Raw genomic sequence first — 17,966 nt, 5'->3', positions numbered from 1 at the left:
CAAGGATGTTGCATGAGCCCAACCCCACACCTCAGCCATCGCCCCGCGGCGGCGGCTGATCTGGCCGAGATTGTCGGTTTCCCGCAGAACGCTGATGAGCTGTTTTTCTGTTACCCCAAGGCCGACTGGCCGCTGAGCATCGGTCAGCTGGCCGCCGCCATGGCTGAGCGCCGCGACAGTACCGTGGTGCTGCTCGATGGCCGGTTAGCCGGCTTTGCCAACTTCTACCAATGTCACTACGACGACCACTGCGCCCTCGGCAACCTGATGGTCGCACCCTGGGCCCGTGGCCATGGCGTGGCGCACTATCTGGTGGCGGTGATGGAGCAGCTGGCGCGCGAGCATTACCACGCCAAACGCATGCAGGTATCGTGCTTCAATGCCAACAGTGCCGGTCTGCTGCTCTACCCCAAGCTCGGTTATGCCCTCAGCGGCGTGGTCGAACGCCGCGACCCCAAGGGCCAGCGCGTCGCGCTGATCCAGTTCAGCAAACTCCTGTAGACCGTTTACAAGTCCCAGTCCGGCCGATCCGCCAACCGCTGGATCAGAAAATCCAGCAGCGCGCAGCGCCGGCGGCATCTGCCGGCGCGTTCCGTAGAGGGCGTGAATACCTAATTGCTGTGGCTCGTAGTCAGGCAGCAACTGCACCAGCGCCCCGGAACGCAAATACGCGCCGACCGAATAGCGCGGCTGCAAACTGATGCCGATATCGGCCAGCACGGCCTCCAGCAGCACCATGGATTCATTGGCGCTAAGGTTGCCGCTGACCGCCACAGCATGCGGCTCACCAGCACGGCTGAACTCCCAGATGCTGCGGCCAAAATAGGCATAACTCAGGCAATTGTGTTGCGCCAGGTCCTCGGGCCGCTGCGGCGTGCCATGCCTGGCCAGGTACGCGGGTGTTGCGCACACCACCGAACGGCACACCGCCAGCTGGCGGGCGATCAGGTTGGGGTCGAGCTGATTGGTGATGCGCAGGGCCAGGTCGATACGCGCTTCCACCAGATTGACCGCCTGGCTGCCCACCAGCAGATCGACGCTGACCTGCGGATACAGGCGGGTGAAGTCATCCAGCGCGTGCACCAACCAGGCCTGAGCCAGCGACTGGCTACAAGCGATGCGCAAGGTGCCACGCGGCGCGGCCTCGTCCGTACGGCTGACGCTCTGCATGGCGTCGGCCATGGCCAACATCTCGCGGCATTGCCCCAGCAGTTGCTCACCGGCACCGGTCAGGCTCAGCTTGCGCGTGGTGCGGTGCAGCAGGCGCGCGCCGACCCAGGTTTCCAGCTCGCCGAGGTAACGCGAGACCATCGCCCGCGACATCTCCAGCGCATCGGCAGCGGCGGTCTGGCTGCCACGCTCCACCACTTCGACAAAAACCCGCGTAGCCGTCAGGCGATCCATAATTAGCCCATTTAACGCAACAAACATGCGCAGATTACGGGCTTTTTGATCGATTTAAAGCAACTAAAATGAACTCATTCACTCAACAGGAGTTCACCATGTCGCTCATCACTCACCTGCGCAGCCTGCTCGCCAGCGCCAGCCTGCTGACCCTGGCCACCACCGCCCTCGCCCAACCGCTGACCCTGGACGTTTACAACCCAGGCGACAAGGCCATCTTCCCGGTAACCTCGACGCTGATCAGCGGCGAACGCGAGGCCATCCTCGTCGATGCGCAGTTCTCCAACCGTGAAGCGCAAGAGCTCGTCGAGCGCATCCAAGCCAGCGGCAAAACCCTGACCACCATCTTTATCAGCCACGGTGACCCGGATTTCTACTTCGGCCTGGACACCCTGACCCGCGCCTTCCCCAAGGCCAAGGTCCTGGCCACGCCGCAGACCATCGCCTATATCGAGAAAAGCCGTGAACCGAAGCTGGCCTACTGGGCCCCGATCCTTAAGGACAGCGCACCGGCCCGCACAATGGTGCCGCAAGCCCTGCAAGGCGACCACCTGAGCCTGGAAGGCCAGCGCATCGAGCTGATCGGCCATGACCCCAAGCACACCAGCCTATGGATTCCGAGCATCAAGGCCGTGGTCGGCGGTGTGCTGACCTACGCCAACATTCACCCTTGGATTGCCGATGCACAAACCGCAGAGGCGCGTAAATCCTGGCTGAAATCCCTGGATGAACTGCAAGCGCTGCAGCCAAAGACCCTGGTGCCGGGGCACTTTATGGGCCAACCGACGCTGAGCCTGGATGACCTGCGCTTTACCCGCAACTACCTGAATGACCTAGAAGTAGCACTGCCCAAGGCACAGAACAGCCAGGCGCTGATCGAGACAATGAAAGCCAAGTACCCACAGCTGCTCGACGCCAGCAGCCTGGAACTGAGCGCCAAGGTGCTCAAGGGTGAAATGCAGTGGCCGTAAGCCGCCATATCCTGATCACCGGCGCCTCACGCGGCATTGGCCTGGGTTTGACCCAGGCCTTTGTGCAGGCGGGCTGGCAGGTGCACGCCGTGATCCGCAACCTGGCGGGTAGCCATGAATTGCAGGCGCTGGCCACGCAATATGGTCAGTGCTTGCAGCTGATCGAGTGCGACTTGGAGCAACGCGAAGCGGGCCCCTTGATTGACCACGCCCTGGGCGACCAACCGCTGACCTGTGCGCTGTTCAATGCCGGCGTCTATGGCCCAGCGCATCAGGACCCGCGCCAGGCCAATAGCGCGGAGATCGGCCAGCTGTTTCTCGCCAATGCGGTCGCGCCGATCAGCCTGGCGCAACAGCTTGCCGGTCGAATCGAAACCGGCGGGGTGATGGCCTTTATCAGCTCGCAGATGGCCAGCCTGCAGCTCAACCGTGCCCTCGACATGCCGCTCTACGGTGCCAGCAAAGCGGCGCTGAACAGCCTGCTGCTGAGCTGGAGCAGCCACTATGCCGAGCTGCCCTGGAGCCTGCTGGCCCTACATCCAGGCTGGGTGCGCACGGCCATGGGAGGCGCGGATGCCCCCTTGAGCGTGGCGGACAGCGCAAGCGGTCTGTGTCAGGTGATCACCGCAGAGCTGGGTCGCCGACGCTGCACATTCCTCGATTACCAAGGCCAGGCGTTGCCCTGGTGAGGCTGACGGCGCGGGGCGCATTTGCGGCATAATCGCTCCTTGCCCACCTGGAGATATGCCCATGCCTGCCCCGATCTGGTGGTTGATGGCCTTGCCCTTCGTAGCCGGCGCCTGCCTGCCGTTGCAAGCGGGCATCAACGGTCAATTGGCCAAACAGGTGTCGAGCGTGATGGCCGCCGCGCTGGTGTCCTTTGCCGTGGGTACCCTTGCGCTGCTGATTCTGGTGCTGGCCCAGCGCGAGTTCCCCAGCCTCGGCGCGCTGAAAGGCCTGACCTGGTGGCACTGGAGTGGCGGCCTGCTGGGGGTGATGTTTATCGCCACCGCCGCCTTTGCCGGCCCCAAGGTTGGCGCCGTGCTATTTATGGCCTTGGTGATCGCCGGGCAACTGAGCATGGCCCTGACCTTGGACCACTTCGGCTGGGCCGGCTTTCGCGAAGCGCCGATTACTGCGGGCAAAGTCGGCGGCCTGCTGCTGATCGTCGCCGGCATCTGGCTGATCAGGCGCGGTTAAGCGCCAGGCCGACTCTCGCGTTCAAAGCGGTAGAACAGGTTGGGTTCGCTGACCAGATAGAGATTGCCCTGATCATCCAGGGTCAGACCCTCGCCCTGTGGCACGCTGCCTTGCAGCCCGGCGAAGCCACTGAGCAGCGAGCGGAAGCTGATCAGCTTGCCGTCCTCGGCATCCAGTTCGATCAGCACCTTGGACTCATCGCTGAGCAGGGCCAGATGCCCGGTCTGCTCGTCGTAATGCACCGACGACAAGTCCGTGGCAAACACCTTGTGATCGATCCAGGCCTGGCGATCGATTACCTGCAGGTTGAAGTCCCCCTGGAAGCTGGATTTCAGGCCACGCACCTCATACAGCTTGCGCGGTGAATGCTCCTTGACCACATACAGTCGGTCACCCGCGCGGTCGTAGCCGACCCCTTCAAAGCCTTGGTTGCCGCCCAGATCAATGCCCAGGGTCAGCGCCCGGTAATCCTCGCGAAACAGAGCACCGGGTTTTTCCGGCAGTTCGACCACCACCAGCGCCTGATCGCGCTCTTCAGCCAGTAACAAGAGGTTATCGCCCAGGTACGTGATGCCTTCGACATCGCTGAAGCCGCTGAGCGGATAACGCGCCAACAGCTCACCCTCCTTGCTCAGGGCCAGCAGCTCCTCGGGGTTATTCACCACCGCCCAGAGCTGGTCGCGCCCTTCGTCGTAGGTCAGGCCGGACAGGTTGTTGCTCACTCCGGCAATCGGCAGCGCATCGATGCGCACCTGGTACTCGGGCAGCCACAGGCTGCGGCTTTCCCATTCGGTTTCATGCCAGGAGGTCTTGATCCAGAAATACAGACGGTTATCCAGGTGCTGCACGCCTATCTGGTAAACCAGGGTCAGCACCAGCAGTAATAGCGCCCATTTCCATGGGCTTACATCAGGTAGCCGTCCTAGCACCCCTTTCGCAGCGGACATCATGAATAGTCATACTCGCGTGCTTACGGGAAACAGCAGTGTGCTGCGTGAACATGACAGCACGGCTGTAAGGGTGTCGATTGGTCGGGCCAGACGCTGGGCTGCGGGTGTATGAGTCCCCGCCTGCTGCTGAGTTCAACTCGCAGAGCCACAACCCGCGGCCGGCGAAGACTGAGAGGCATGTGTTAAGGTGAGCGCCCTTTTCGCCCGAATGGATCGAGACAGGTCGATATGACACTGGCCCAACCATCCCGCTGGCTGCCTACGCCGCCATAGCGCTTCGCCCCTCCCTGCATAGCCCGGCGGCTTACCCGTTGCCGTAGCTGTGCGCCTGCACGCTGGCCGCAAGGCTGCGTTGCTCTCGTTGTACCCAGCGTTTATTAGCCCATCCGCCCTGCCCTTGCGTGCATCTGCGGACCCCAGTTTTTGGAATTGACCATGTTGCAAAGCCTGAAAAACACCTGGTTCTTTAACATCCGCGGCGATGTGCTCGCCGGTCTGGTGGTGGCGCTGGCGCTGATCCCGGAAGCCATCGCCTTCTCGATCATCGCCGGCGTCGACCCCAAGGTCGGCCTGTATGCCTCCTTCTGTATCGCCGTAGTGATCGCCTTTGTCGGTGGCCGCCCAGGCATGATCAGCGCCGCCACCGGGGCCATGGCTCTGGTCATGGTCACTCTGGTGAAAAACCACGGCCTGGAATACCTGCTGGCAGCGACCCTACTGACTGGCGTGCTGCAGATCGGCGCGGGCTACCTCAAGCTCGGCTCGCTGATGCGCTTTGTCTCGCGCTCGGTGGTCACCGGTTTCGTCAACGCATTGGCCATCCTGATTTTCATGGCGCAGTTGCCGGAGCTGACCAACGTCACCTGGCAGGTCTACGCCATGTGTGCGGCGGGCCTGGCCATCATTTACCTGTTCCCCTATGTGCCTAAGCTGGGCAAGGTCATTCCCTCACCGCTGGTGTGCATCCTGTCGATGACTGCCGTGGCCATGTATTTCGGCCTGGATATCCGCACCGTCGGCGACATGGGCGAGCTGCCGGACACCTTGCCGATTTTCCTCTGGCCAGATGTACCGCTGACGTTTGAAACCCTGGCCATCATCTTTCCCTACGCCGCTGCGCTGGCTGTGGTGGGCCTGCTGGAGTCGATGATGACCGCGACCATCATTGATGACCTGACCGACACCAACAGCGACAAGAACCGCGAATGCAAAGGCCAGGGCGTGGCCAATATCGCCTCCGGCCTGCTGGGCGGTATGGCGGGCTGCGCGATGATCGGCCAGTCAGTCATCAACGTGAAATCCGGCGGCCGTGGTCGACTGTCGTGCCTGGTGGCCGGCGTGGTGTTGTTGCTGATGGTGGTATTCCTCAGCGACTGGGTCAGCCAGATTCCCATGGCCGCGCTGGTGGCGGTGATGATCATGGTGTCGATCGGCACCTTCAGCTGGGACTCGTTGCGCAACCTGAAGCACTACCCGCTCTCCACCAATATCGTGATGCTCGCCACCGTGGCCGTGACCGTTTACACCCACAACCTGGCCTACGGCGTGTTTGTCGGGGTGCTGCTGGCGGCCATGTTCTTCGCCAACAAGATTGGCCACTTCCTCTATATCAACGCTGAACTCGACAGCGAGGGCAGCCAGCGTACCTACAAGGTGGTTGGGCAGGTGTTCTTCAGCTCTGCCGACAAATTCATCGCCGCCTTTGATTTCAAGGACACCGTCCGCAAGGTCACCATCGACCTGTCCCGGGCACACTTCTGGGACATCACCGCCGTTGCCGCCTTGGACAAAGTGGTGATCAAACTGCGCCGCGAAGGTATTGAGGTCCACGTTCTGGGCCTGAACGAGGCTAGCGCCACCATCGTTGATCGTTTCGGCACCCACGAAAATCCTGAAGCGATTGAGCGGGTACTCGGCCACTAAGTTCGGCGCGGCGATCATGCTGTAAGCCCGTGCTGGCGCATGCCAGCTCGGCATTGGGTGTCGCCCAAGGCGCGATAGCAATGTGACAGCTTTTTCAAAAGCAAAGAGTTATGCTGCTATAACGCTGCTATTTGTGATCACAAGCCATGGCTGAAGCCCAAGTACCTCGCCAACCACATGCCTTCGCCCTCTGGCGCGAAGCGCAAGACACACGCATTCGCTCGCCACTGGGTGGCATCTATTATCTGCTGGCCTGGCTGCTCACGTGGGCGTTCAGCAATGACCCGGCCGCCCTAGTGCTGCCGGGTGTCATCGGCATCGCCCTATTTGCCCTGCTGCTGGCTCTACGCCTGCTACACCGCCTGCCTCAGGAGCAGAGCAACGATTCACTCAGCCGCTGGCTCAACCTGCATTGGAGCCTGATTCTGATCACCGCGCTGAGCTGGGGCGCTGCCCATGCCCTGGCGCAGCACCATCCGCTGTTCAGCAGCTCAGCGATTATCGCCACCCTGAGCACCATCGCCTTTAGCACCGCCCTGGCCTTCAACTTCGCCATGCGCAAAAAGCGCGCGCTCCTGGCATTGCTGCTGATTTACCTGCCGGGGCTGCTCACGCTGGCACTGGCATGGCGCGAGCAGTACGCCCTTCTGATTACCCTGAGCTTTTACCTCAGCTACCTACTATTGGCGTTGAACCGCAGCCACCGCGAATACCACAACACGCTCAAGCTGGAGTTGCAGCTGCTCGACCAGCAGGAGCGCCTCGAACACCTCAGCTGCACCGATAGCCTGACCCAGCTGGGCAACCGCTATCAGTTCAACAGCCTGTTCCCGGTGATGGTGGCCAACGCCCAGCGGCAGAGCCAACCGCTATCGCTGGTACTGCTGGATATCGACTTCTTCAAGCGGATCAACGACGAGTACGGACATGCCTGTGGCGATAGCTGCCTGAGCGATTTTGCCGAGCGCATGCGCCAGAACTTCCGCCGCGACAGCGACGCGCTGCTGCGCCTGGGCGGCGAAGAATTCGGCATCCTAATGCCCAACACCCCGCTGGAACAGGCACGCCTGCTGGCCGAGCAGTTTCGCCTGGAACTGGAGCGTGAAGGCTTCAATGTACCGGGGGCAATCCTGCCGCTGACCACGAGCCTTGGGGTGGGCTGTTACGACATGCGCCGTGACGGCAGCGCTGAAAGCTTCTTCAAGCGCGTCGACGATGCGCTCTATCAGGCCAAGGCTGCCGGGCGTAACCGCCTGGAGCAGGCCTGAGTGCGGCGGCACCGGCGTGCCGCCTGTTTAGGCTTACAAGCGAAAACTGCTCATCTGCTTAGCCAGGTCATCCGCCAGACCGCGCAGGGTCTTGCAGTCCTCTTTACACACCTGCACCTCGCCGGCGGTGGCATGCGCCAGGTCGGCAATGCCCTGCACGTTGCGGTTGATCTCCTCGGTCACCGATGACTGTTCCTCGGTCGCGGTGGCCACCTGGGTGTTCATATCACTGATGCGTTCAATCTGTTCGGTAATCGCGCTAAGCGACTGACCCGTCCGCTGACTGGCTTGCACACCAGTACCGGTCGCACGTTGACCGGCATGCATGGAACTCACGGCCGTTTCCGCGCCCTGCTTGAGGCGCTGGATCATCTGCTGAATTTCATCGGTCGAACTCTGCGTGCGGCTGGCCAGGGTGCGCACTTCATCGGCTACCACAGCAAAACCACGGCCCATCTCGCCCGCGCGCGCCGCTTCGATGGCCGCGTTTAGCGCCAGCAGGTTGGTCTGCTCGGAAATCCCACGAATCACAGCCAGCACCTGATCAATTGAGGCCACCTGCTCGGCCAGCTCACTGACTGCGGCGGCGGCATTACCAATATCAGTGGACATGCTCTCGATATGCCCTATGGATTGGCGCACCTCATTACGCGCGCCTTGCGCCTCGTCCCGTGCGCTTTGCGATGACTGCGCGGCGCTGCTGGCGTTACGGGCAATCTCCTGCACGGTCAGGCCCATCTCGTGCACCGCCGTGGCGACCATATCGGTCATTTCTTGCTGCTGGCCGGAACGCCCAGCAGTGTTGTCGACCACCTGCGCGACCTGGCTGACCGAGGCACGCAAACGCTCGCTGGTCGCCAGCACATCGCTGATCAGGCTGCGCTGACCACCGATAAAGCGGTTGAAGCCACGGGCTAGATCGCCCAGCTCATCCTCGCGGGACTCATCCAGGCGACGGGTCAGGTCGCCACCGCCGCCGCCAATTTCCACCAGTGCAGCGGTCACCTGACGGATCGGCCGCACCAGGCCACGCGCCAACAGCACCACTAGGCCGAGGAACAGCAAGGCTACACCCACCCCAATGGCGCTGGTCATCAGCAGCGCCTGACGCGCTTCGGCATAGACTTCCGCTTCCGGCACCTCACTGACCAGCAGCCAATCCAGGCTGGACAGCTTCTGTGCCACCGCCAGGTAGGTTTCACCATCACGCTCGAAACGTACTGCCTTACCACCGCTGCTCAACAGTTCATCCGCCGGCGCCTTGCCAAACAACTCGGCGAGGCGGCCACTGCCACTCAGGTCAGCCTGTGGATGCACCTTGACCTCGCCCTGGGCATCGATCAGAAACACCTGACCGCGCTCACCAAAACGAAAGTCGCGGATCATTTCCGACATGGCTTTGAGGCTGAACCCCAAGCCAGAAACACCGAGGGTTTTGCCGCCCTGCTTGATCCGCTGGTTGATAAACAGGGTCGGCAGTCGTGTGCCCTTGTCGATATCGATTTCCAACACCTGATCACGGCTGCTGTCGACCAGCTTATAGAACCACTGGTTTTCCGGCTGATCACGGCTGATTACCCGGGCCAGGCCCTCGCCGGTGAAGTAGTTGCCGCTTTCCAACACAGCAATCGAGGTGGTCATGGCGTTCTGCTGCGTACGCACGCCCTCCAGGTAACGCGCCACGGCGTCGCGCTGGCCTTCATCTTCGCCAGCGGCCAGCCAATCCTGAATAAAGGTATTGGCGGCAATCCCGGCGTTGGCGGTGATCGGTGCCGTCAGTACCCGTTCCAGGTCGTTGCGGATCGCCAGCACCCTCGCCGGCAAGGCCTCTTCCACCAGAAAGCGTTCAGTCAGGCGGTTAACCACTGCCGAGTAAACGCCCACGACGATCAAAATACTGGTGAGCAGGGCGGCGCCCATGCTGAGAATCAGCTGCCACTGAATGCTGCGCTTCCACAAACCCATGGGGATACCCTCTCGTTATTATTCGAAGAGCCAATTGAATACAATTTTGTATACAAACTCAAACGCTCGCCGATGTATAACCCTATCGACCCGCAACCCGGCGTCTTGAGCACCTTGGCACAACAGGGCGTTGATTTTTCAACGCGGCCCTTCTGGGCAACACTCACGGCAATACGCTGAAACTCAGCTTGGCGGTCTGACCACTCTCGTCGAGGACACTGAGTTGATAGCGACCGGGGCGAGAGAACAGCTGGTTCAGCGCCACGTCGGCCGTGGTTTCTGCGACCGGCTGGCCGTCGACAAACCACCAACGCCGGCCACTGCCACCCAAGGCCGAAAGACGCAAACGCAACGGTTCGGCGCTGCCGGCCGGACGGCGTAAACGGTCGCCTTCGCGCACACCGACTATCGACAGCGGCGCGGCAACGGGTACATGCCATGGTGGGCACTGCGAATCAACCGCCGGCAGGCGCGCACTGCGCCGCTCACGGCGCGGCAGCCAGGGCTCCAGCGGCGCCGGCCACAGCGCCAGGCTCTGTGCCTTGGCCCCCGGACAACTGGCATCAACCCGCAGCCCGGCGGCATTGACCCAGAGGCTTTCCTGCAACCCCAAGCCCAGCGGTTGATCCTGCGCCGGCAAGGTCGGAGGTGTGGTGCCATCCAGCGTCCAGGCAAAGCGCTGGCGCCGGCAGTTGGGGTCGTCGCTGTCGAGTGGCTGGCCCAGCGGCCAACAAATCGCGGCTACACCGACTGAGCTAGGTTGCGGGTCAATCGGCAGGGAAATGCCGCGCTGGCTGTCGCGGTTGACCAATAGATCATGCACCTGCAGCAGAAGCGGTGCGGCTGAGGCCAGGCCAAACTGCCCGGACACCGGGGTGCCGTCCGGTCGACCGATCCAGATGCCGATCAGGTAGCGCGGTGCCACGCCAATCGCCCAGGCATCGCGAAAACCGTAGCTGGTGCCGGTCTTCCAGGCGAGGCTCGGGCGCTGCACCAGCTGCGCGCGCGGGTCACGGTCCGGTCGGGCCTGGCCGCTGAGAATGCGCCGCACGATCCAGGCCGAGCCAGGCGACAGCAGGCGCCGCTCATGCAGCCCATCCTGTGGCTGCAAACGCAGACGTGCGGCCATGCCGCCACGGGCAAAGGCGCTGTAACCGCTGACCAATTCCTCCAGGCGGCTGCCGGCACCGCCGAGAATCAGCGCCAGATTAGGTTCGGCCAGCGGCGGCAGCAGCAACGGCACGCCGGCACTGCGCAACTCGCCGGCAAAACGCTTCGGCCCGTAGGCTTCCAACAGTTGCACAGCGGGTAGATTGAGCGAGGTGGCGAGGGCCTCGCTGGCGGACACCGCGCCGCTGAAACCGGCAGCAAAGTTGCCCGGGCGATAATCGCCATAACGTCGCGGCACATCCTGCAGCAACGATTCGGAATGGATCAGCCCCTCGTCCAGTGCCATGCCGTAAAGAAAGGGTTTCAGGGTCGAACCCGGCGAGCGTACGGCGTTGATCATGTCGACATGGCCAAAGCGTTTGGCATCGCCGATATCCACTGAGCCCAGGTAGGCGCGCACCGCCATGCTGGGTTGCTCGACCACCAGAATCGCCGCCGAGGTGCGCTCTGGCAGCCGCGCCCGCCAGCCCAGCAGCAGGTCTTCCAGGCGGCGCTGCAACGCGGCATCGATCGTCGTACGAATCAGCGTTGGACTGCCCGCCGTATTCAGCCGCCGCGCCAGCAACGGGGCCAGGCGCGGTTCCTGACGCGGCGCCAGCAGCACCGGTTCTTCCAGCGCATCGTTGATTGCCGACTGCGGCCATATCTGAAAACTGGCCAGGCGCTTGAGCACCTTGTCGCGCGCCGCCTGCGCTCGCTCGGGGTGGCGATCGGGGCGCAAACGACTGGGCGCTTGCGGCAGCACAGCGAGCAGAGCGGCTTCGGCGCGGGTCAGTTGACTCGGTGATTTGCCCAGATAAGCCCAACTGGCGGCCGCCACCCCCTGCAGCGTGCCGCCAAACGGCGCGCGATTGAGATAAAGGGTGAGGATTTCATCCTTGGACAGGTGCCACTCCAGCTGCAGCGTGCGCCACAACTGCTTGAGCTTGCCGCTGTAACTGCGCGCATGTGGATCCAGCAGCCGCGCCACCTGCATCGACAGCGTGCTACCACCCGACAGCACGCGCCCGCCACTGAGGTTCTGCCAGGCCGCGCGGCCCAGCGCCAGTGGGTTGACCCCGGGGTGCTGATAGAACCAGCGATCCTCGTAGGTCAGCAGCGCGTCCAGGTAATAGGGCGACACTTCACCGGGGCTGATCGGATAACGCCAGACGCCATCACGGTCGGCAAAACGCCACAGCGGCGCACCGTCCTCGGCCAGCACCACGCGGGCCAGGTCATCGCCAGGCAAGGGCAGCGGAAATAGCCGGTCAGCGGCTGCCAGAACCAGCAGCAGGCACAGCGGAAGCCCCAACCAAGGACGCCGTAGCAGCGACCACAGACGGTTACGCCACACGCACAGAGCCAACCAATACAACTGTTTAACGCGGGTCATGCGCTGATCCATTCCTTGCATCGCGGGTCTGTAACCACAATTAACGGCCCAACCGGCCAACAGCGCTGCCATTCTGCCAAATGACTGGCACACTGGCGCGCAGCAGCAATCAACGCAGGGTCGAGTGGAACGAGAACTATGGGTGTAGAAGGTTTTTTTGAATCCCTTGGCGAGGCAGTCGGCTCGGTGATCCGCTTTATCGTCGAAGGCTTGAGCGGCTTTTTCGGCATGCTCGGCGGCGCGGTCAGCAGCTTTATCACGGGCATGTCCAAGGCCTTGGGGGTAACGCCATCATTGCTCAGCATCGTGGTTCTGCTGGCTGGTCTCTGGTTGCTGTACCTGGCGGTACGCGCCTTTATACGCCGCTCGATCATTGCTGGGGTGATCTGGCTGGTGCTCGGATTGTGGCTGCTGAGCGGTCTGATCAGCTAAATCACACCGGCTAAACAACAAGGCCCGCCAATTTGGCGGGCCTTGTGCGTTCTAGCGCTCCTTGACCACCAGACGCCCCGGCGTGGTGCCCAGGGCCTGCCAGTTCGGCCGGTACATCGACTCTACTTGCGGTGGCGGCACGCGGTAGCTTCCCGGGGTAACAGCGCGGGCCAGGTACAGCAGGTGGGTGGTGTCGTAGCCGTTCACATCCAGCGCCGCAACGTAGCGATCACCACGGAACTCCTGGTGCTTGATCGCCGCGTTCTGCATCGACTCACGCCACTCTTTCACCGCACTGCTGGCGTCATCCAGGCTGGCCGAGCTTTGTGCCAGGTTCTGGTTTTCCAACTCCAGGCCCGCCGGCAGCAGATCAACCACCAAGGCATCCGGTACGCGCTGCTGGGCGGATACGGCCAGGTGCACCAGCACCAGCTCGCCGCTTTGCAGGTTGCTCAGGTCCAGCTTCTCACCGTCCATACCTAGGTATTCACGGTAGATACTGAGGTTTTCACCACCGGCAGCTGGGGCCTGACTGGGGTAACCGGACAGGGTCAGCTGCTGATACAGCGGGGTATCACCCGGCTTGCTTGCCGAATTACGGATGCTCAACGGCGCAGTAAGGTCGCTGCCATCGAGTTTGAGCCCCGGCTGCGCATTGCTCAGCTCGAAAGCCAGGCTGCCGCTTTGCAGCGCGGCGCTCCAGCTCGGCTCCGGCTTGCTCAGCAGGTTGCGCCCGGCCAGGTACAGCGAGTTGCGCTCCTGGGTCGACAGCCACTGCTGCCCAGCCACTTCATCGGCCAGGTTGAACAGCCGCTCTTCGCGGCGATTGCCGGCCAGGTCGTGCTCTTCCAGCAGCGCCAGAATCAGCGCCTGATCGCGCAGCGGGCTGCCGTAGTCGGCCAGCCAGTTATTGCTGTCACGACCACGGGCCAGGCCGGCGGTCAGCAGCTCGTCGGCACGCGGCTGGTCGCCCATTTTCTGCAGGGCCACAGCCAGGTGCACCAGCGGCAAGCCGGAGCGTGCATCACTGCGCCGCTCATACAGGCTGCGCAAGGCACCCAGCGGCGCCTGTTGGCTGCGCGCCAGCACATAGCCGGCGTAGGCCTGCACGGCAAAACGGCTGTGTTCGGCGTTGTCGCTGTAGTTGACCTCAATAAGGTGGCGTTCCTGCAGGTAGCGCAGCAGGCGTTCGTTGGCCTTTTTCAGCGCCTCTTCCGGTACGCCAAAGCCCTGCTCGCGGGCACGCAGGAGAAAGTCGCTGACGTAAGCAGTCAGCCAGTATTCCTCGTCGCTGTCCGCGCCCCACAGACCGAAGCTGCCGTTGTAGCGCTGCATGCTCAGCAGACGCTCGATGCCCAACTCGATGGACCGCTTGCGCTGCTCATCCGGCTCGGCTTCCACGCCCAGGCGTTTTAGCGTTGCAGCATCGGCATACAGCGACGGGTACAGACCGCTGGTGGTCTGCTCCAGGCAGCCATACGGATACGCCTTGAGCGCACGAATCTGCTCGCCAAGATTCAGCGGCGGACGACTGGAAATCGCCAGCCGCGCTTCCAGACCCGCCGTTTCAAAGGCGCTCAAAGCATCCGCAGGCAGCAGCCAGGCTTCATCTTTCAGCACCGCGCGGAAATGCTGCAACTGCGCAGGGTAGGCCGGGCGAATGCCCAGCGTCCACTCACGGCTAAACGGCGGCAGATCCTCACCGGGCAGGGCCAGGCCGTTGACACTGACCTTGAAGCGCCCTTGCCCGTAACCGCCAAGCGCGGTGACCGGGATGCGCAGAATGGTGCGCTGACCATCCGCCAGGGTGATCGGTGCAACCGCAGCACCCGGATTCTGCGCCAGACGCAGCTGGCCTTCGGCGCTCAGTTGCACATCGAGTTTCTGCTCGCGCCCGGACAAGTTGCTCAGGTCAAGGGCCAGGGTGGTTTCATCACCGCCAGCGAGGAAGCGCGGCGCGGACAGCTCGGCGATCAGCGGCGCAGCGACCACTGTCTTGCCTTCGCCCATACCGTAGTGCTCATCGGTCCAGGCTTGCGCCATCAGCCGCAGTTCGCCGTTGAAGTCAGGGATATTCAGGCTGACTTCGCCTTCACCCTGCTCGTTCAATTTCAGCGGCTCACTCTGCAACGCGACGATCAACACGCTGGTGTCCGGACGCTTGCCGCCACCGGCCAGCGCCGCGTCACCACCGAAGGCCAGTTTGGCCACTCGCCCCTGGCCGGCTTCGATCAGTTGCCCGTAGATATCCAGATGGTCCGCGCCATAGGCCTTGCGGCCGAAGAAGTTGGCGAATGGATCAGGCGTGGCGTACTCGGTGATATTGAGGATGCCGACATCCACCGCAGCCACCAGCACCTGCGCCTGTTTCGGGATGCTGCCGTCAGCGTTGCGCGCCTGTACCTTGACCTTCAGCGGCTGATTAGGACGCATCTTTTCCGCAGCAGTGAGGGTCAGCGCCAGTTTGCGCGGCGCACGTTCCAGCGGCAGATGCAGCAGGCCGACCGCGCGTTTAGGCGTGGCATTGCTCTTGCGCTCGCCGGGGCGAATCACCAGGGCGCTGACATACAGGTCATGCCGCGCCCAGTCCTTGGCAATCGGGATGTCGAAGGTCTTGCCCTCGGCCGGCACGTCGATCTCTTCCCACCACAGCGGCCCTTCGCTGGACTCCACCATCAGGTAACCCTTGCCCGCAGAAGGCGGGGTTACGGTGACCTGAGCGGTGTCGCCATCGACGTACGCCGGTTTATCCAGCGCCAGCTTGACCTGATCCGGGCGCACGGCGCCGCCGTCGGCGTTGTCCTGCCAGCGGTAGCCGGCCCAGAAGCGCATGCTGCTGAGCATGCCAGTCTGACCGTCGATGACCTCGACGCGGTACGGGCCCCACTCCACCGGGAAGCTGATCTTGGCGGTGCCGCCAGCGCTGACCTTGAGGGTTTCTTCGCTAAGGGTAAGGAATTTCTCGGTGTAGTTATGGCTCCAGCCATCGCTTTCGGAGAAATTCCAGAAGTAGTCACGGCGCTCACGAATCAGGCGCACGCTAAGTTGATCAGCCGCCAGCTTGTTGCCCTCGGCATCGGCCACCAACACTTCGAACTCGGCCAGACTGTCGGCGTCGACTTCCTCGCCATCGAACAGCCCGCGCACACCCGGCAGACGCTCGGCTGGCCAGACCGGCTGGATAATCCGCCGGGTAATCGCCCGGCCGCCGGACTCCTGCAGACTGGCTTGCAGGATCAAACGCAGCGGCGATTTGGCATCGCTCCAACGGCTTTCGATATCCAGACTGGCCTTGCCCTGCTCGTCGAGGCTGGTTTCATCCAGCTCGATATCCTCGCTCAGTTCTTCTTCGGTAACCGAGCCGAACTGATAGCCCGGCAGACTCGCCACCGCCTCACGCAACGGCCTTACATAGAGCTGCCCGCTGAGACGATTGCCAGCGGCCGGTGCGCCGTACAAGTAGCGTCCGGTCACGTCGAACTGAGCGTTTTCCGCTGGGGTGTAGGGTTCTTCGCTGCCCTTGAGTTCCAGGGCCATGCGCTCGGGCAGGAAGTCTTCTACAGAGAATTCATACAGCTGCTGGCGGCCATCGCCGAGGTCGAACAGCAGCTGCCAGCGCCCGGTCGGCGCTTCATCGGCCAGTTGCAGCTGGTATTGGTACAGACCGCTGTCATCGGCCTGCCAGACGAACTTGCGGCTGACCTGCTCATCCGGCCGGCGCACTTCCACATTTACCGGCTGGGCTTTTACTGCGCGGCCATCGGCGTCACGCAGCAGGCCGTTGAGCAGCACGGTCTCGCCGGGACGGTAAAGGTCACGCGGGCCGAACACGAAGAACTGCAACGGGTGAGCGACGGGGCCGGCGATATCAAACTCGGCCAGGTCCAATGCCGCAGTGTTCAGGCGCAGCAGGCTGGTCTGTTCGCCCTGGTGGGCCAGCAGCACTTCGGCCTTGGGCGGCAGCGGCAGTTCGCCATGGCCAGCGCCATCGGTCTTGCCTTCGGCCAGCACCTGGCCTTCGGCATCAAGGATTTCCAGGCTTACATCACCCAGGGCATCACCGCCGGCTAGGGCCTGGGTGAACACATCGATACGGTTCTGGTAGCGCCGCGCGGACAGGCCAATATCACTCAGGGTGAACAGCGTAGCCGGTTGCGAGTAGTTGTAGCTGCCGGCTTCACGCATCACCGCCAGGTACACACCGGGCTGCTTGAACGGCTCCAGGCCGGCAATCGGCAGCAGCAAGGTTTCGCGGGTGTTGCGCGCAGGGTTCAGATCGAAACGGCCGCCATAGACCAGATCGGCCATCGGCAACAGACTGCGGGCTTCCCAGTTGTCCAGATTGCTCGCGCGGCCCCAGCGGTTAAGGAAGGCCGGTAACGATTCAGGTTTGATGCGGAAGAACTCGACATTCACCTTGTCGACGTTCAGTGCGATCACCGGCAGGCCTTCAGCGAGGCGTGTGGGCAACAAGGAACCACGGCTGGCGAAGCCGACACTGGCTTGCAGGTCGCGGGTTTCCAGGCGGGTGACCTGCTCGGCAGCGAGGCTTTTGCCATTCAGCCCGAGCAGGCCGGCATCAACGGTCAGCACCAGCTTGCGCTGTGGTTCCAGGTGGCGCAGGCGCACCTCCATCAGATTGTCCGTCAGCTCCCAGGCGCCATCGACCTTGCCGTCTTTGCTATCGACCAGGTGCAGACGCTCGGCGAGCTTCTGCTCAGGGTCGAGCGGCACCGAGAAGCTGATCGACAGCGTGCTGGCACCATCCAGCTGCACCTCCGAGACATCCACCACGGTCAGCTCGCGGCCGGCGTAACGCTCGGCCAACGCCTTGCGGTCGACCACAGGCTTGGCAGCCTCACTGCTCTCGGCGGGAGTTTGGGTCGCCGTTACTTCGGCAGGCCCTGGGGTGGATGAATCACAGGCGCTGAGCAGGCTCAGGACAAGTGCCAGAAGCAGTCCATTCTTCGGCATTGCGGGCTCCAACAAGGGTAGGTGCAGAGGCCTGACACTATAGTCGAGGCACCTGCCGACAACTAAGAACCTGTTAACGGTCTGCTGCGCGTCGGCCCTGCTGCGTTAAAGCCAGGCTCGACAAGCCGCTTGCGGCTAACGCGCTTTAGCGCGGCCCGAAGGGCGAGTGAAACGAGTAATGCTCATGTACAACTCGTACACTCCGCGTGATTCGTTTCGCTCACCCTACGGGCCAGCCGTTGGCTGTTACTCCGCTACGCTGCGTTTCTCGCCTGCCTTTGCCTTGCAGGGCTCTAGCTCGCAAGACCATAAACAGGTTCTACGCGTACACATG

The 17,966-nt window shown here is 62.7% G+C and carries 11 protein-coding genes and 1 pseudogene; 7 read left to right on the top strand and 5 right to left on the bottom strand.

Features of this window, described 5'->3' with window-relative positions; genetic code table 11:
• Nucleotides 1-12 precede the first annotated feature (12 nt).
• Complete coding sequence (locus HBN63_RS16675) at nucleotides 13-501, top strand: GNAT family N-acetyltransferase (RefSeq protein ID WP_170050176.1); 489 nt, start codon at nucleotides 13-15, stop codon at nucleotides 499-501.
• A 5-nt stretch (nucleotides 502-506) separates the two neighbouring features.
• Here the strand turns inward: HBN63_RS16675 and HBN63_RS16670 are convergent.
• Nucleotides 507-1,404 (bottom strand): annotated as a pseudogene (locus HBN63_RS16670) (LysR family transcriptional regulator).
• A 98-nt stretch (nucleotides 1,405-1,502) separates the two neighbouring features.
• Between HBN63_RS16670 and HBN63_RS16665 the strand changes: the two are divergent.
• The 3 genes from HBN63_RS16665 to HBN63_RS16655 all read left to right on the top strand — a co-directional run bounded on the left by HBN63_RS16665 (nucleotide 1,503) and on the right by HBN63_RS16655 (nucleotide 3,575).
• Entirely contained in the window at nucleotides 1,503-2,375 is an 873-nt protein-coding gene (locus HBN63_RS16665) for an MBL fold metallo-hydrolase (protein ID WP_170050175.1), read from the top strand.
• Nucleotides 2,366-3,064: an SDR family oxidoreductase gene (locus HBN63_RS16660; protein ID WP_170050174.1), complete on the top strand. Its 699-nt coding sequence runs from the start codon at nucleotides 2,366-2,368 to the stop codon at nucleotides 3,062-3,064. Before HBN63_RS16665 ends, HBN63_RS16660 begins: the two co-directional genes overlap by 10 nt.
• Before the next feature lie 61 nt (nucleotides 3,065-3,125).
• Complete coding sequence (locus HBN63_RS16655; protein WP_160089286.1) at nucleotides 3,126-3,575, top strand: DMT family transporter; 450 nt, start codon at nucleotides 3,126-3,128, stop codon at nucleotides 3,573-3,575.
• Here HBN63_RS16655 and HBN63_RS16650 read toward each other — a convergent pair.
• Nucleotides 3,572-4,525: an SdiA-regulated domain-containing protein gene (locus tag HBN63_RS16650; protein WP_170050173.1), complete on the bottom strand. Its 954-nt coding sequence runs from the start codon at nucleotides 4,523-4,525 to the stop codon at nucleotides 3,572-3,574. The genes HBN63_RS16655 and HBN63_RS16650 overlap by 4 nt on opposite strands.
• A 435-nt stretch (nucleotides 4,526-4,960) precedes the next feature.
• On the opposite strand from HBN63_RS16650, the gene HBN63_RS16645 reads away from it, so the two are divergent.
• Nucleotides 4,961-6,448 carry a SulP family inorganic anion transporter gene (locus tag HBN63_RS16645; protein ID WP_170050172.1) on the top strand — a complete coding sequence of 496 codons (1,488 nt, stop codon included), beginning with the start codon at nucleotides 4,961-4,963 and terminating at the stop codon, nucleotides 6,446-6,448.
• A 146-nt stretch (nucleotides 6,449-6,594) separates the two neighbouring features.
• Nucleotides 6,595-7,716: a GGDEF domain-containing protein gene (locus HBN63_RS16640; protein WP_170050171.1), complete on the top strand. Its 1,122-nt coding sequence runs from the start codon at nucleotides 6,595-6,597 to the stop codon at nucleotides 7,714-7,716.
• Nucleotides 7,717-7,749: 33 nt separating this feature from the next.
• On the opposite strand, the gene HBN63_RS16635 is transcribed toward HBN63_RS16640, so the two are convergent.
• Both HBN63_RS16635 and pbpC read right to left on the bottom strand, forming a co-directional pair.
• Entirely contained in the window at nucleotides 7,750-9,681 is a 1,932-nt protein-coding gene (locus tag HBN63_RS16635; RefSeq protein ID WP_170050170.1) for a methyl-accepting chemotaxis protein, read from the bottom strand.
• 163 nt (nucleotides 9,682-9,844) lie between these two features.
• Nucleotides 9,845-12,226, bottom strand: a complete 2,382-nt coding sequence (gene pbpC, locus HBN63_RS16630; protein ID WP_170050169.1) for a peptidoglycan glycosyltransferase PbpC — start codon at nucleotides 12,224-12,226, stop codon at nucleotides 9,845-9,847.
• A gap of 138 nt (nucleotides 12,227-12,364) precedes the next feature.
• Here pbpC and HBN63_RS16625 point away from each other — a divergent pair, with 138 nt between their 5' ends.
• On the top strand, nucleotides 12,365-12,658 hold the full coding sequence (locus tag HBN63_RS16625; protein WP_090377189.1) for a hypothetical protein: 294 nt from the start codon (nucleotides 12,365-12,367) through the stop codon (nucleotides 12,656-12,658).
• Between the two features lie 51 nt (nucleotides 12,659-12,709).
• Here the strand turns inward: HBN63_RS16625 and HBN63_RS16620 are convergent, their stop codons facing one another.
• Nucleotides 12,710-17,632 carry an alpha-2-macroglobulin gene (locus HBN63_RS16620; RefSeq protein ID WP_170050168.1) on the bottom strand — a complete coding sequence of 1,641 codons (4,923 nt, stop codon included), beginning with the start codon at nucleotides 17,630-17,632 and terminating at the stop codon, nucleotides 12,710-12,712.
• Nucleotides 17,633-17,966: the final 334 nt, after the last annotated feature.

Origin of the sequence: Pseudomonas sp. WS 5011, assembly GCF_012985775.1 — a bacterium.
Taxonomy (GTDB): domain Bacteria; phylum Pseudomonadota; class Gammaproteobacteria; order Pseudomonadales; family Pseudomonadaceae; genus Aquipseudomonas; species Aquipseudomonas peli.
This window is presented reverse-complemented; position numbering and strand designations above follow the sequence as displayed.

What these genes read in the sequence shown, in the direction of transcription:
- HBN63_RS16675 (WP_170050176.1), top strand. Translation starts at nt 13, where the DNA reads ATGAGCCCAACCCCACACCTCAGCCATCGCCCCGCGGCGGCGGCTGAT.
- HBN63_RS16665 (WP_170050175.1), top strand. Translation starts at nt 1,503, where the DNA reads ATGTCGCTCATCACTCACCTGCGCAGCCTGCTCGCCAGCGCCAGCCTG.
- HBN63_RS16655 (WP_160089286.1), top strand. Translation starts at nt 3,126, where the DNA reads ATGCCTGCCCCGATCTGGTGGTTGATGGCCTTGCCCTTCGTAGCCGGC.
- HBN63_RS16650 (WP_170050173.1), bottom strand. Translation starts at nt 4,525, where the DNA reads ATGATGTCCGCTGCGAAAGGGGTGCTAGGACGGCTACCTGATGTAAGC.
- HBN63_RS16645 (WP_170050172.1), top strand. Translation starts at nt 4,961, where the DNA reads ATGTTGCAAAGCCTGAAAAACACCTGGTTCTTTAACATCCGCGGCGAT.
- HBN63_RS16640 (WP_170050171.1), top strand. Translation starts at nt 6,595, where the DNA reads ATGGCTGAAGCCCAAGTACCTCGCCAACCACATGCCTTCGCCCTCTGG.
- HBN63_RS16635 (WP_170050170.1), bottom strand. Translation starts at nt 9,681, where the DNA reads ATGGGTTTGTGGAAGCGCAGCATTCAGTGGCAGCTGATTCTCAGCATG.
- pbpC (WP_170050169.1), bottom strand. Translation starts at nt 12,226, where the DNA reads ATGACCCGCGTTAAACAGTTGTATTGGTTGGCTCTGTGCGTGTGGCGT.
- HBN63_RS16625 (WP_090377189.1), top strand. Translation starts at nt 12,365, where the DNA reads ATGGGTGTAGAAGGTTTTTTTGAATCCCTTGGCGAGGCAGTCGGCTCG.
- HBN63_RS16620 (WP_170050168.1), bottom strand. Translation starts at nt 17,632, where the DNA reads ATGCCGAAGAATGGACTGCTTCTGGCACTTGTCCTGAGCCTGCTCAGC.